Annotated in this window: 10 protein-coding genes and 2 pseudogenes; 3 read left to right on the top strand and 9 right to left on the bottom strand. The window is 38.8% G+C overall.

From position 1 onward, the window contains the following. Nucleotides 1–458 precede the first annotated feature (458 nt). Nucleotides 459–1,553 carry an NAD(P)-dependent alcohol dehydrogenase gene (locus tag BM278_RS12160; RefSeq protein ID WP_090950063.1) on the bottom strand — a complete coding sequence of 365 codons (1,095 nt, stop codon included), beginning with the start codon at nt 1,551–1,553 and terminating at the stop codon, nt 459–461. A 621-nt stretch (nt 1,554–2,174) separates the two neighbouring features. Between BM278_RS12160 and BM278_RS12155 the strand changes: the two genes are divergently transcribed. Next, nucleotides 2,175–5,339 carry a DUF3427 domain-containing protein gene (locus tag BM278_RS12155; protein WP_090950061.1) on the top strand — a complete coding sequence of 1,055 codons (3,165 nt, stop codon included), beginning with the start codon at nt 2,175–2,177 and terminating at the stop codon, nt 5,337–5,339. Between the two features lie 33 nt (nt 5,340–5,372). Here the strand turns inward: BM278_RS12155 and mutT are convergent, their stop codons facing one another. The 3 genes and pseudogenes from mutT to BM278_RS12145 all read right to left on the bottom strand — a co-directional run. Further along, entirely contained in the window at nt 5,373–5,783 is a 411-nt protein-coding gene (mutT, locus tag BM278_RS12150; protein ID WP_013877484.1) for an 8-oxo-dGTP diphosphatase MutT, read from the bottom strand. 302 nt (nt 5,784–6,085) lie between these two features. Further along, complete coding sequence (locus BM278_RS19280) at nt 6,086–6,607, bottom strand: S-layer homology domain-containing protein (protein WP_244151156.1); 522 nt, start codon at nt 6,605–6,607, stop codon at nt 6,086–6,088. 27 nt (nt 6,608–6,634) lie between these two features. Further along, a pseudogene (locus BM278_RS12145) lies at nt 6,635–8,038 on the bottom strand (alkaline phosphatase); the annotation flags it as partial. 271 nt (nt 8,039–8,309) lie between these two features. On the opposite strand from BM278_RS12145, the gene BM278_RS12140 reads away from it, so the two are divergent. Then, on the top strand, nt 8,310–9,014 hold the full coding sequence (locus tag BM278_RS12140; RefSeq protein WP_090950058.1) for a hypothetical protein: 705 nt from the start codon (nt 8,310–8,312) through the stop codon (nt 9,012–9,014). 806 nt (nt 9,015–9,820) lie between these two features. After that, nucleotides 9,821–11,095, top strand: coding sequence for an IS110 family RNA-guided transposase (locus BM278_RS12135; protein ID WP_279625766.1), 1,275 nt, complete (start codon nt 9,821–9,823; stop codon nt 11,093–11,095). A 626-nt stretch (nt 11,096–11,721) separates the two neighbouring features. On the opposite strand, the pseudogene BM278_RS12130 reads toward BM278_RS12135, so the two are convergent. From BM278_RS12130 to BM278_RS19500, 5 genes and pseudogenes are all read right to left on the bottom strand, one after another. Then, nucleotides 11,722–12,636 (bottom strand): annotated as a pseudogene (locus tag BM278_RS12130) (type I restriction-modification enzyme R subunit C-terminal domain-containing protein); the annotation flags it as partial. A gap of 20 nt (nt 12,637–12,656) precedes the next feature. After that, on the bottom strand, nt 12,657–13,028 hold the full coding sequence (locus tag BM278_RS12125; protein WP_060788187.1) for a hypothetical protein: 372 nt from the start codon (nt 13,026–13,028) through the stop codon (nt 12,657–12,659). A 24-nt stretch (nt 13,029–13,052) separates the two neighbouring features. Then, a complete protein-coding gene (locus BM278_RS12120; protein ID WP_060788188.1) occupies nt 13,053–13,568 on the bottom strand; it encodes an acyl-CoA thioesterase in 516 nt (171 codons plus the stop codon). Nucleotides 13,569–13,907: 339 nt separating this feature from the next. Beyond that, nucleotides 13,908–14,810, bottom strand: coding sequence for a LysR family transcriptional regulator (locus tag BM278_RS12115; RefSeq protein ID WP_060788190.1), 903 nt, complete (start codon nt 14,808–14,810; stop codon nt 13,908–13,910). A gap of 23 nt (nt 14,811–14,833) precedes the next feature. Next, on the bottom strand, nt 14,834–15,010 hold the full coding sequence (locus BM278_RS19500) for a hypothetical protein (protein WP_167359633.1): 177 nt from the start codon (nt 15,008–15,010) through the stop codon (nt 14,834–14,836). Between the last annotated feature and the right edge of the window lie 205 nt (nt 15,011–15,215).

Raw genomic sequence — 15,215 nt, 5'->3', positions numbered from 1 at the left:
TTGAACCCCCCTCTAACACGAAAGATCAAGTCTTGATTATTGTGCAAATTTTCACCACTTGGTTCGGCAATGACAAGCCCGCAAAATTGCGCAAAAACAAAATAATCAAAGGCAGTTTTATCTTTCCGCAATTCCAAGCTTACTGTACTGGCAGTGGAATTTTACACCATAATTTGGACTTGACCTAGCAAATGGGCGTTTTGAAGAAATCAAACTGCTTTTTCCACCAAATTTCGGACTTAATCACGCTAAAAAATCCCTCATTCCAGTTTGCCTTTACTAGAATGAGGGGATGAACAAAACCATTTATCACTTAAATGTTATTCACTCAATGTGATGAAGAGGGTGCCCCAACAGCAATGGGACACCCTTTTGTGTTACCGTATATACAACATCGAACGATAACAGGAACTTACATGTCGTATCTGTTTATGGTCCAACCACCTTTTGAATCATCCTTATTCACTAAATGTGATGACCGGTTTAATTGTTTTTCCTGCGTTCATATCATTAATTGCATCATTAATATTTTTAAAAGAGTAAGTTTTAATCATTTTATCAAAAGGAAATTTGCCTTTTTTATAAAAATCGATAAGTTTAGGAATAAATAATTTTGGAATGGCGTCTCCTTCTACTACCCCGACAACCGTCCGATTCGGCGGAATTAAATCATCGTGGATATGTATCGACGTTTTTCCGCCTACGCCGACGACAGCAACTACGCCTCTTGATTTTAAAGAATGAATCGACTGGAGGACAACCTCCGGCACCCCGGTTGATTCAACCGCATAATCTACTCCGCCACCCGTAATGGAATAAATTTCTTGAACGACATCCGTTTTTTTACTATTAATCGTATGGGTAGCCCCCAATTCTTTTGCTAGCGCTAGGCGATCGTCATTGATATCCACCGCAATAATATTCAAGCAAGGAGTTAAATTTGCAGCCATCACCGCGCTTAATCCAACGCCTCCGCATCCAAAAACAGCGATGCTTGAACCAAAAGCTGGCTTCAACTTGTTTAAAACCGTTCCTGCCCCTGTTTGAATCCCGCACGCCAATGGGCCTAAGATCGTTAAGTCCACATCTTTATCTACTTTCACCAAATTATTCACATGCGATACTGCATACGTCGCCAAAGATGACTGACCGAATAACGTCGCTACCTCTTTTCCATCCTTTTTTAACCGGGTGGTACCATCGAGCAAACAGCCTCCAAAATTTAATTTGCCTAAATTTTCACATGCCGCTGGATGCCCTTCTAGGCAACTTCTACATTTGCCGCAATAGGAAAACGAGATAACAACATGGTCTCCCGGCTCGAATTCGGTAACGCCCGGCCCGACTTTTTCCACGATCCCGGCCCCTTCGTGCCCTAGCACAATTGGCAAAGGGGTTTGAATATGTTGATGTTGAACTCCCAAATCCGTGTGGCATATTCCAGTTCCAACTATTTTTACTAAAACTTCATTTTCTTTTGGCTCGTCTAACTCGACTTTTTCAAGCGCAATATTTCCTGCTTTTTCATGAACAACGGCTGCTTGAATCTCCAAAGCAATCACCCCTTATTAAAGTGGTACAATATTATTGTATAATTCATCACTTATAGTAGCCACCACTATGTTAAAATATTCACAAAAAATCAAAAACAATGGGATAAATTTCCTTCCTCTATGAAAATCCCCACTCCCCGGCCAAGTCGGTATACGCTCTGATCGGGCCGGATATACCGAAAAATGGCCAAAAAAGGCAATAGGAAAGCAGAGGTGCCCGATTTTCGAGAGGGGCTTTTATTTGTATTCATTAACCAAATACGAAGACTAGATAGATAAAAACGACAAATAAGAAAAACAAAGTCACTAAGGCGATACCTAACCACACAACTTTTCCAAAAATTTTTATTTTCTTGTCCGAATTACTTCTAAACGTTACTAAAAAATAGCACCAAAAATTATCCCTAAGAAGCCTCTATATAATGTGTTAAACCAAGTAACGTGATCATTTGGCCCTGCTATTAATGTACCTAGTGCATAAATAAAGAAGATTATAGATAACCCGTGGTGCTAGTTGAGTTCTAACGCTCAACTAGCACCACGGGTTATTTTTATTTTTTAGTATTGGATGACTAATTTAATGTGTTAAAATTAAGAAAAAATAATGTTTAGGTGAGCAAATTGGAAAAGAAAGGTTTCTTAGAAGAATTATATCTCGCAAATAAAACATATCCCGAAGCAAACATCATTCAGCGTCTTTCCCCAAAAGAATATATAGAAGTTCTTATTCTTCATGCAGCAAAGCAGCTTGGTGATAAATTTAAGCGCCTCGCCGAGGAAAACCGTTTTGATGAGATTATCCAGCTGACAGAACACATTTCCAATTTAGTATCCGACCACCGACAAAAATTTTCTCTGCCGCTTTCGATGATTACATATAATTATTCCAATAGGAAATTGCCCGTTATGGAAGATTTGTTTTTATCAAGATTGAACTTGCTGCATAATGACAAACACTCGATGAAAAACTTTTTTAAAGCGCTTAAATATGAAATGTTGACGGCCGATTCTGTCGATTTTATGGTCAGTTTCATTCGCATGTCGGGATTACAACTCATCATCCGGCCGCTATTAGAGCTGGAAAAGCGAAATATACCGGTTCGCATTATTACCTCTACTTACTTAGGAATCACAGAGGTCAAAGCGCTCCAAAAACTCATGGAATTTTCCAACGTTCAAGTAAAAATCATCGATACGCAAAAAGAATCGTTTCATACAAAAGCGTATATGTTTCATAGAAATTCAGGCTTGAATACAGTGATTATCGGCTCTTCCAATCTTTCTCATTCCGCTTTAATGAATGGGCACGAGTTAAACGTTAAACTTCCTGATACGAGCTTTCTCCCGATTTATGAACAAACAAAACGGATATTCGACCAAATCTGGAACAGTGAAGAAACAGTTGCGCTTGATAGCGAATTTGTTCATTATTACAGTGAATTTATCGAGGCAAAACGAAACCTCGAAAACTTCAGAAACAAAGAAATGATAGCGGCCGAAACAAAAAGAGATTATCAAATTACACATAATAACATTAAACCGAATGCCATGCAGGAAAAAGCATTAAGAAACCTTCAAAACACAAGAAAAAACGGCAATAACAAAGGCGTCATCATTGCAGCAACTGGAACGGGAAAAACGTATTTGTCCGCATTTGATGTGAAAGCATTTAATCCGAAAAAGCTTCTCTTTATCGCTCATCGGGAAGAGCTTTTAGATAATGCGATAAAAACATTCCAGCAAGTGATCCCGAAACAAGAAATTTTCGGAAAAATTACTGGAACGGTCAAAGAATTTGATAAACCTTACCTTTTCAGCACGATCCAGTCCCTGCATAAAGACGAGATCTTGCAACGATTTAAGAGGGACGAATTTGACTATATCATTGTCGATGAATTCCATCATGCCGAAGCACGGACGTATCGAAAAGTGATTGACTATTTTCAACCAAAGTTTTTACTAGGCTTGACCGCTACACCGGAACGAATGGATGGACGAGATGTTTTAGCGCTTTGCGATCATAACATCGTCTACGAAATTCGCTTAAGAGAAGCACTAGAGGCTAATTTGCTCGCACCGTTTCACTATTTCGGTGTATCAGATCATACCGTCGACTACAGCAAGATTCCTCTTAAAAACGGCTTTTTTGAGGAAGATGCTCTTGTAAAAGCATTAAAAACAAATGAACGAACAGATTTTATTATTGAGATGATTAATACATACGGCTACCACGGTGACCGAATGATTGGACTGGGCTTCTGCGCGAACATTGAACACGCGAAATATATGAGTGAGGAATTCAACAAGCGCGGATATCATACAACTTATTTAACCGGTGAGCACAGCATCGATTACCGCGAAAAAGTCATTAAACAGCTAGAAGATGAAAACGACCCTCTAGAGTTAATTTTTACCGTCAATATCTTTAACGAAGGCATCGATATTCCAAAGTTAAATCTAATTCTTTTCCTTAGACCAACGGAATCTTCTACTGTTTTTATTCAGCAGCTTGGAAGAGGATTGCGGAAAGTAGAAGGGAAAGAGTTTGTCACCATACTAGATTTCATTGGCAACTACCAAAAGTCGTTCGTCGTGCCGCTCGCTTTGTCAGGACAAATCAATCATAAAGCTTTTGACAAGGATTCGCTCCGAGTCGCTATAACACATGAGTTTGCCGATTTGCCGGCCGGTTCTTACGTTGATTTAGATCCGATTACACAAAAAGAAATTTTAGATCGTATCGATTCGATCAAAATGAATTCAACAGACATGTTGAAGTCCCTATATCAACAATTTAAAAATGAACTTGGACGAGCGCCAGAAATCTTGGATTTCTTATATTATGAACAATCGCCAAGCCTAACGTTTTTCATTCACAAATATCAATCATGGGTGAAAACAAAAGAAAAAATGAATGATATAAATGAACTAGATCGGAAAATTTTGGACCATCCGTTAATGAGTGAAATAGTAGAACGGCTGGAAAACCAGTTGCCGATCAAGTGGCCTTACGATTTCATTATTTTAGAATTGGCTTTTTTACAAAAAAAGGTTTCGTATACAAATGTCATCAAACAGTTAGAAAAGAGATTTGCGACAAAAATTGATTTAGAAAAACATAAAACGCTTATCGGACAGGCAATGGCCCGCCTAGCAAATCCTTATAAAAAACAAAAATGGTCGTTTGGCAAAGTCGTTGGCGACCAATTTGTGTTGAATGATGATATTCTTGAAGTAACGCAAGACGCCGAGTTTTATCAATATTTAAAAGATCGCATTGATTATGGAATTATCGAATTTAGACGAACACATCATCCAGAACGATTTCTCGCAAAAGGCGAAAAGCTTGTTCTTTATCAAAATTACACGAGAAATGACCTAATCTTCTTATTTGAAGCAGGGGTAAAAGAAGGCTCTTGGAGAGAAGGGGTAAGCCGGGCAGGCAATCATTACTTCTTGTTCGTCAACTTGAACAAATCAGAAAAAGTGGAAAAGCACTTGCAATATAAAGATTACTTTATCGATCAACGCCATTTTCACTGGCAAAGCCAAAATCAAACGTCCCACGAGTCTTCTGTCGGTCAAAATTATATTTATCATAAAGAAAGAGGCATCCATATTCATTTATTTGTGCGCAAGTTTGATCAAATGCACGGGATGACCTTGCCATTTATGTATCTTGGCGAGGTGGACTATGTATCCAGTTATGGCGATAAACCAATGAACATTAAATGGCGGCTGCACCACCCCGTACCAGAAGACTTATACATCGACCTGATCCGCTAAACATAGGGTCTGTCCCCCGCTTGCGCTAAAACATTAAAGCGATGAGGGACAGATTTCTTTTAATAACGCCTCTACAGTTGGAATATCGGCGGGCGCCCATTCAAGAGAGCGCAATTTTTGAAGCGGCATCCATTTTAATTCCGCATGCTCTTTTGCTTTCGGCTCCCCTTCAACGATTTTCGCTTTGTATGTAAGCAAATTAACAATCACACTCGGATATTCATGATGCACTTCTTCGATTTTTTCATGCACTTCAATCGTACATCCTAATTCTTCTTGAATTTCTCTCACCAACGTCTCTTCCGGATTTTCTCCCTCTTCCATTTTTCCGCCTGGAAACTCCCATAGATTCGGAAGCGACATTTCCGGAGAGCGCAGCGCACACAAAATTTCATTCCGCTCATTATAAATGACCGCACCAACTACACGAACCGTTTTCTTCACGACAATCCGCTCCTTTTCCGTTGCATTCTAGTTTATTTTAGCAAACAATTGGATGATGTAAAATGAAAAAAAGCCTGCCAACACCCGGATGCTTTTAAACAAAAACCGTGCAGTGACAGGAGCATCAATGGCACATCTTTTCAATCATCGATAGCTTTTCACCACTGCGAACAAGTACACCATAGAAAATCGCTAAATCCCGTACTTTTCAATTTACCTATAACCTAAATAAAAACCTTAGTTCCCTATATGTGTAGTGGAACTAAGGTTTTCAGGCTTTCTTCTATAATCTATCATGTACCTTAATTATTTAAATTTAACGCACGATATAAGAACACTGCAAATTCAGCTCGTGTCGTTTTAGAACGTGGATCAAACATTCCACCTTTTCTACCAGTTGTTACCCCATTTTGATAAAGGATTTTTATATTTTCTTGATGAGCAGGCGAAGCGGATTTTAAATCAGATAATTTTACTTGAACATGGTTTTGAGCTTTTAAAGAAAACGCACGAACTAAAATAGTCGCCATTTGTTCACGGGTTAATACATCATTAACACCAAATGTTCCATCTGCTTTTCCCTTAAAAATGCCTTTTGCTTTTGTTGCAGCAATTTCTTTAGCATATGGATGATTTTCATTCACATCTTTAAAAGCGTTTAAATCAGTTGGAATCTCAAGATTTAATGCACGCTGCAACATAACAGCTGCCTCAGCGCGTGTAATCGCTTTGTTTGGATAGTAGTTTCCTTTATCATCTAGAGAAATGACATTTTGACTGATTAAATGTTGAATTTCATTATAAGCAAATTGACCCTCTTTCATATCGGCAGGAGTTTGTCCTGTTTTTGGTTTATTCACTTTTTTATTTTCTAAAATGTCAAAAATAATTTTCGCATGATCAGTGTTGTCAATTTTACCAGCAAAACGTTCAATTTGCGGTCCGTATCCATAAACCGCTACATCTTCTCCAGTATGACCGCCTGTTGTCCAACCAGTAACAGAACGGGTATTAAAAATTGCTTCAATCGCATCATCAATTGTTCTAAGGTCTTTCGTTTGCGCAGCGTCTTCTACGGATTTAATTTCTTCTTCCGTTAAATCAAGAGCAATATATTTCTTTAATGTTTCTCTCACATTTGCACCATTGACGATTTTTTCTGCCATAAAATCAGGTGTTCTTTTCGCTGCTTTGATTGGCTCTGGGAACCAGTTATAAATACCATTAGCTCCTAATGAGAATCCCCCTGTAGAATGGTCTGCTGTTAATACGACTAAGGTTTCACCGTCTTTTTTCGCAAAATCAAGAGCTACTTTAAAAGCTTGTTCGAAATCTTCCATTTCAGACATTGCCGCTACAATGTCATTATCATGTCCAGCCCAGTCAATTTGGCTTCCTTCAACCATTAAGAAGAAACCATTTTCGTTTTTACTTAAACGTTCAATCGCTTCTCTTGTCATTTCTTCTAGATCCGGAGTTTCTTCAGTACGGTCAATGCGTTTAGGAAGACCGCCTTCAGCGAACAATCCTAAAATACGTTCGTTATTGTCTTTTAACAATTCATCTTTATTTGTCACAAAACTGTATCCATCTTTTTTAAATTCTTCGACTAAATTCCGATCTTCACGAATGAAGTTCTTAAGCCCTCCGCCTAACATGACATCAATCTTATGTCGGCCATTAATTAATTCGTCATAGTAGTCATCCGCAATCGCATTCATGTTCTTTCGGTCTACATCATGGGCACCGTAGGCAGCTGGTGTTGCGTGTGTAATTTCTGATGTCGCTACAAGACCTGTCGACATTCCTTTTTCTTTTGCTGCTTCCAATACCGTTTTTACTTCCGTCTTATCATTATCAACCGCGATAGCCGCATTATACGTTTTAATACCGGATGACATCGCTGTTGCCGCAGAAGCAGAATCCGTGATATTTTGATGTTCATCTTCTGGATATGTAGATTGCATACCAATTAAGTAATCATCAAATGTTGTATTCTCGACAACAAATGTATTAGGATTATCTTTCATATAACGATGTGCTGTTAGGTAAGGAACACCCATTCCGTCCCCTATCATAAAAATGATATTTTTAACTTGCTTCGGTTTTGTTTCAGCTTTGACAACATCATGATTCGTTACTAAGCTGCTTACTCCTAAACTAGAAGCTAACGTGAACGCCGTTAACCCTCGAAAAAACTTCTTCTTGTCCAAATGCAAAACCTCCTTACAATGTTTTATATCAATGATAAACATACAACGATTGTATTAATTGATTATGAATTCTTTATTAATATTTGTAAAATTTATGAAAATATAAATATAAAACAATTAAGTTAGTTCTAGCCTATAAAAATTAAACTTAACTAGCTGTATGAAAACTATTCATTCTAGACGCAATGTTTCAAAAAGGATATGCAATTTTACACTAATTTACATTCATTTAATTTATATTAAAGGAAAATTCACATTTCTTCATTATCATAAACTTATGCTACTGAAAAATTCCGTTTTAGGAGGAACACGAATGGTGAAATATGTTCCATTGATTTTAAGTTTTATGCTGTTATTTGGATGTTCAGCCAATCAAGATAAAAAAGAAGAAATAACTCAGGCAAAAGCTGCTAATCAAAGCGAAATAAGAGAAAACGAAGCAAATAAGACCGATTATTCAAAGACAGAATATAGCGGTAATCCTCAAGTTACAGACGATTCGTCATTACAAAAAGTCGGTGATTCATTTTGGGATGAAAAAGGAAAATTGATATTAGAAGACATAAAAGAGGTGAACAAAACGTATAACATCGGTCCTATGGAGTTAACCATATTAGATATCAAAGTACTCCATTATCTTCCAGCATATAACTTAATTGACTTTTTCCATGGATTTACACACGAAGCAGAAGAGTTTGATTTTGTAAGAGTGCAGATGAAGATTAAAAATACGACAAATGAAGAAGTATACTTCGCACCAATCGCTTTATTAGAAACAAGCTCAGGGGAAAAGATGACTTGGGAAAATGATTTTTATCTTGAAGAATTAAACGGCATGTATAGCGGCAACGAAGAGAAGATAGGCAACATGGGATTTCCTTTAAATAACCATGTTCATGGGCAAGAAGACAAAGCTAAGAGTAATCATTTAGAATGGATTAAACTAATGACAAGTGAAGTGCTAAATAAAGAACATAAAGAAATTGCCGGCAAAAAAATAATAAAAATAAGATTTTAACTTTGAAAAGAACAGTGAAGTTCATTGATCAGCCTGAAAGTTGAAACTTGTTATAGTAATTTAGCCAAAAAAATCTGTCATCTTTCCGTCAGAATGAATCAGCTTCGGACAAGAGAGGACTCTTCCCCCTCTCGATTGTCCGACTTACTCATCCTCTTTTGCATAGATCATCTACAACTGGCTTTTTCTAAAAAACGGTGACATTGGAATATGAAATGTTCTGTCTTTTTTGCATTTAAATTGCGAATAACTCCATTCGAAAAATCCATCAATGTTTGTTGAGCAGCAGAACTCATTACTTATATAGTTCTAGTTTTCGCCCGTTTTGCATTTATGATAATTTTCTTTGTAACAGTGATATTTTTTAGTTTCGAAAAAGTGTTGTTAAACAGAATCAAAACCGAAAAATAAACTTTTGACATGAAAAAGGAGAAAGGGCTTGAGAAATAAAGATTTCCCTTTCCCCTTGTTTCTCGCAAAACGTTATTTTCATTTTCGCAAGAGTTTATTTATGCCTTACACCTTCAATACCAGTTTTGCAACACTTTCAACATGCCTTGAGTGGTGATCGCAGACAACATATGGATGTAGCAGTGTTTGCCATAAAATATATTTATTCCTTAACTTACTGTACAGTACATTATCAATAAATTGATTTGCATCTGCAACCCTTTTATTTACAAATTCTTTTTTCAGCTCACGAAAATTGGTTAACAAATTTCCCCATGGCCATTTTCAGGAATATTGATCAAGTCCGCGAAATTGTGTAAAAACAAAACGGTAAAAAGCGATTTTATTTTCCCGTAATCCAAGTCTACTGTACTGGCAATGGAATTTTACACAATAATTTGGACTTGACCGACATTGCCAAACAAAAACATTATGCGTCAATGGTTGACGCACGAGGTCGGGTGCTGAAGAAGCCGTTTCCTGTGATTCAATCGAGATCCGGATTTGAACAGTTCTATGCGTCGATACAAGAAGCGATGAAGGAATTTGGCAAAACCGAAGTCATCGTCGGAATCGAGCCGACCGGACATTACTGGTTGAACCTCGCCTACTTCCTCGAGGAAAAAGGGATCCCGTTGGTGATGGTCAACCCGATGCATGTCAAACGGTCAAAAGAGCTCGACGACAACTTGCCAACGAAGCATGATGCCAAAGATGCTCTGGTCATTGCGAAACTGGTCAAAGACGGACGCTTTAGCTATCCACGTATTCTCCATGAGGTGGAGGCGGAATTGCGGGCAGGAAGTACGTTTCGAGAGTCGTTGACAAAAGAGTTGAATGCCGTCCAAAATCAAATGATTCGTTGGCTCGATCGTTATTTTCCTGAGTTTGTGCAGGTGTTTCCGTCGTTTGGCAAAATGGCATTGGTGGTGTTAGAGAAAACGCCATTTCCGATGGACATTGCGAATCAGACGGTAGAGGGGCTAATGGAGCGTTATCGGCAAAGCGAGACGCTAAAATGCCCACAGAAGCCGAAAGTGCAAAAGCTGTTAGAGGTAGCCCGCCATTCGATTGGGATAACGGAAGGACAACAGATGGCCCGTATCGAAATCGCCACGCTTGTCCGCCGATATCGCCAATTGGAACAAGAGATCGCAACCCTCACAGAAGAGTTGACGGCACTCGCTCAAACAACCGCCGAATACGAATGGCTCCAAACGATCCCAGGGCTAGGAGATGCGACGATCATTGAACTGTTATCGGAAATCGGAAGCTTTGCCCAGTATCAAGATCCGAGGCAACTCATCAAATTAGCGGGCTTGACACTGAAGGAGAACTCGTCAGGGCAATACAAGGGGCAAAAACGAATCTCGAAGCGAGGACGAAAACGGCTACGCGCCCTTCTATTTCGGGTGATGATGCCATTGATTCGCCATAATGAGGCTTTCCGTCAATTGCACGAGTACTATACGACACGCCCAATCAACCCGTTGCGTAAGAAGCAATCGATCGTCGTGTTATGTGGCAAGCTATTGAAAGTACTATACGCGGTTTGTGTGAAACAGCAAGCATTTGATGGGGAACGAATGATTCAAGATATCTTTTCCCAATCCCAAGCGCAGGCAGCCTAGAGTCGCCTCCTTTCGCAAAAAGAACTGTCTGAACAACCAGATGACACGGAGAAGCTGGCACGATTTCATCCATTCGACCTAGAGTCCCTTAAGGAGCTTAGCCGGCCTCTGCCTGGTGAAGAGACCGAACGAAGGAATGTTGGCACAAGGATGCCCAGAGACATGGGAGGGTTCGTCCTCATCAGTTGTGCAGAGATCCAAGGTGCGTCGCATACACATCCCCCCACTGGAGTGAAAAATACAAAAATATCCAGTGGCCGCGAAGCGCACCCATGGACTGTTAGATATCAACAAAAATTCAAAAGTATGTGATGAGTTTTGTCGAAAAATATTTTTTTGGCACCCCTAAGATGCCAAGAAACCTTGATATATCAACATTTCTAGAGGGAGGATACCCAACTCATTGGCCCAAGATTGAACTTTTCTTGGATAGTTGCCGGACCATTTTGACTCAATATAAGCTATCTAGACAATTTTTGTACTTGTTCCATATGTATAAGAAATATAAGGCATCTTCAAGACGTTTCCAGCCTCAAAGATGCCTTAACACCGAAGAAAAACAGAATATATTGAAGCATTAGCAACAACCCCAACGGCTAACTAGATTACCACAAGGAACGCTTTTGCTACGCCCCCACAATATCTTCTGAATTTCTGTTAATCTCATCGATAATGCTAATGATCCTCCGCGCGTCGTCCATGTTGTCTTTAAAGAGTTCAACAATGCTGCCGACGGTTTTAAACGGTTCTTCCTGCAGCACCCGCTTGTCCATGACTCCGTTTTTCACAAAGTAATCGACGATCAATTTGATAAAACGGCTTTGTTGGATGTTCAACCGTTCGCTTGATAAAAATTCGGAAAACGCTTCGTTGGCTGCCTGCGGGTCAAGGCCGACGATTTGGCGGACGAGCTTTGTAATCGGTGTGTCTCCGAATTCTCTTTTATAATCTTCCTGTGTGCCAAGCTCATTCCAAAGAATATGCTCCAACGTTTTTAAGTCTTGGACGGTTAGCTTTTTATTATTTCGCAACTTGTAAATGGCCATCTGGTCGCGGTGTTCGTGCAGATAATGTTCCACCTTTTTCCGATAATTTTTCAGATCATTGACATTAAACATCGGGCCGTTTTCTTTGACTTCTAAGACTTGGTCTTTAAAGTTCGTATAGTAAATTTTTTGCGTTTCTTTTTCAAGGAATTTCACTAAATCACGCAACGCTTCGCGAACGGCTTCCAATTCGAAAATATCGGCTTCGCTCCAAAATTCTTCCGTTTGTACTTTTTCGATGATGTATTTTTGTTCCATCACTTGAGGAATTGAACCGAGCTTAGATAACGCCTCTGCGGTGCGAATCACACTCCGAATCGGCTTTGTGGCATTTTTCGTTTGCAGTTTTGCCAACTCAATCGTGTACATGAGTAAATCAAAACGTTTCGCAAATTCATCATCATTCAACGGAACAATCAGCGGCGAAATATGTTCTTTGATTTCATTAACATCTATCGCCGTTAAGGAGTCCCATTTAGTCCGGTTTTTAAATTTTTTCAGTTCCCTTCGAGCAATTAATGGACCACAGCTGGGCCGATTAATGCTGCTGGTTTTTCCCCTAAAGCCAGCTTGCTTATATTTGCATAGCTAATATGTTTATATGAATGCAGCAATTGTTTTAATTCCGGAAATCTTTTATCTGCTTTCAGTTTTTCGATTTCCTGATGATAGATAGACAATACATAATCATCTTGGAATTTCGGTTGGAATTTACCTGGGTCTTCATCCATTAGTAAAGAGCCCATATATTGATATCCATACTGTAATTGACGGGTCAAATGGATGATATTTAAAAATTTCCGATAAATGGATGGTGTTGTTGCCTTTAAGTTTTCGATAGCGGTTTGTGCATTTTTCAACTCATCGTAACTAGAGTCTATTATCACACTATATCATTCCTTTGTTCCGTATTAATCCCACGGTTTATTCAGTGAAAGTCTGGCCACGAGTTCATTATTTTTTTGTCTTTTTAGCTTGCGAATCTTTTCACGTTCTTTTCCTGTTTCGTAAAGATATTTTTCTTCCTCAGTTTCTGGAATAACTGGCGGTACTTCCAACGGTCTTTTATTTTCATCCAGGGGAACAAAAGTGAAAAATGCTGTAGCTGCAATTCTTCGCTTTCCAGTTTCCAGATCTTCTGCAATTACTTTACAGAAAATCTCCATGGATCTTTTCCCTGTATAGCTAACAAACGATTCAATACAAACCGAATCACTCACCCGGATCGGTTCAAGGAAATTAACGGAGTCAACCGATGCCGTAACACATTCCTTTACCCTTGTATGCCTGCGGGCGGAAAGCGTCGCACATGCATCCATCTTTTTCATTAAAACTCCGCCAAATAATGTATGATAATTGTTCAAATCATTAATGAGTACTTGATCGGTTTGAACAACACGTGTCTCTTTCATTTTTTTTGCTTCCATTATGATCACCTTATATATAACAATACTTTTGAAGCGTACGCTTCATCTGCATTAGAATTTTTACAAAAAGAATTATAATACAGCTGGTTTCAAAGATACAATGCCAATCCTATATACAATTCATTACAAAATAGTATGGAAGCGCTCTTTAACCTATATAGATGCAATTTGAAGTTTTCACATTGGTAGCTTTTACTGAGCATTGGATCGACAGTCGAAAAATCGATAAGTGGCTTTTCTGTCAAAGATATGTTAAACGTTTTGGTTGCACCTATATACACAAAATAAAAAGCTTCCCCTTAACAAGAGGAAGCCTTCTTATTGTTGACTCAATATGGATTAGGAATCCTGGCCGGGATTAGCTGTCGACAGCTTTATTTTTGCAAATCGGATAAATTCTTTCGCAATCTGTGATAAATTTGCATCCTTTCTCCAAATCATTGCCAGATTCCATTCAATGTCCGGATTGGTGACGGTGATCGTTTGAAAATCATCTGATAGTTCTAAACATGTACTTTCAGGCAGCAAAGTAATACCTATATTGTAAGCAACCAATTCTTGAATAAACTCTAATTGTGATGTTTCCGAAACAATTTTCGGTTGAAAGCCAGCTTCTCTACAAGAATTGATGACAAGATTCCTTAACTCAAAATCGCGGTTGAACATGATAAAGTCCTCATCTTTCAATTCCTGCAATGACACTTCCTGTTTTCCGGCAAGACGATGAGAGGAGGAGACGACTAGTTTTAACTTTTCATTCACAAACTTAAAGCTGTCGAGATGTTCATTTTTTTCGGAAAGAACCACTACCCCAAAATCCAATAAATTATTGAGAACCTTCTCTTCTACTGGCTTTGAACCATCCTCTTCCAATAGGAATATCACCTCTGGATATTCTTCATGGAACGAAGCAATCAGTTTTGAGAAGAAAATCGAATTGGTAATCGTAGGAAGACCGATGCGAATTTGCCGTTTTTTTAGCATAAACATTTTATCGAGTTCCGCATCCAATTGCTGCAGCTGATTTTCAATTTTTAAAGCATGTTTTTTTAAAATACGGCCTGCATCCGTTAATATCAGCTTCTTTCTAGTACGGATGAAAAGCGGTACCCCAATTTCATCCTCCAACGACTTGATAATTCTACTGAGAGCAGGCTGCGTCATGAACAGATTCTCAGAGGCAGTGGTAAAATTGCCAGTACGTGTAACCTCAAGAAAACACTTCAATTGCTTAATTTCCATTAAATCAAACACCTTATGACATTTTAATGATAATAAAGTTTACCATATTTTTGACTGTAGCACTTCACATTTGTTTTGTCAAATAAGCGCAACAAAGCCGTAAACAGTTCGGCGAAGACGTTTTGCAAGGCTCGAAACAAATCAAGTTCGATCTCTTTCCATGTCAACGAATTTGTGGTAAGATGTTGTTGAATATTCATGGGACTCTCTCCTCCTGTTTGATAGTGTGGTCAATGAATATCTTACCAGGGAGAGAGTCCTTTTTTCATGTTTCCTGCTTGGGATCCTACCGCGCTTCGCTTGGTGGCCCCGATGAGGGGGATTGCGAACCTACGTTCCCAACCCCCTCATCGGGGAATTCTAAGAATTTCTCCCACAAACATTTTACTCACACTGCCGCCATTT

The organism is Parageobacillus thermantarcticus, from assembly GCF_900111865.1.
Taxonomy (GTDB): domain Bacteria; phylum Bacillota; class Bacilli; order Bacillales; family Anoxybacillaceae; genus Parageobacillus; species Parageobacillus thermantarcticus.
The sequence above is the reverse complement of the archived record's forward strand: the minus strand, read 5'-3'. Positions and strand labels throughout refer to the sequence as shown.

Excerpts from the sequence above, each read along its gene's own strand:
- BM278_RS19280 (WP_244151156.1), bottom strand. The coding sequence starts at position 6,607 with ATGAAAGAGGGTCAATTTGCTTATAATGAAATTCAACATTTAATCAGT.
- BM278_RS12120 (WP_060788188.1), bottom strand. The coding sequence starts at position 13,568 with ATGGAAGCAAAAAAAATGAAAGAGACACGTGTTGTTCAAACCGATCAA.
- BM278_RS12115 (WP_060788190.1), bottom strand. The coding sequence starts at position 14,810 with ATGGAAATTAAGCAATTGAAGTGTTTTCTTGAGGTTACACGTACTGGC.
- BM278_RS19500 (WP_167359633.1), bottom strand. The coding sequence starts at position 15,010 with ATGAATATTCAACAACATCTTACCACAAATTCGTTGACATGGAAAGAG.
- BM278_RS12140 (WP_090950058.1), top strand. The coding sequence starts at position 8,310 with ATGGTGAAATATGTTCCATTGATTTTAAGTTTTATGCTGTTATTTGGA.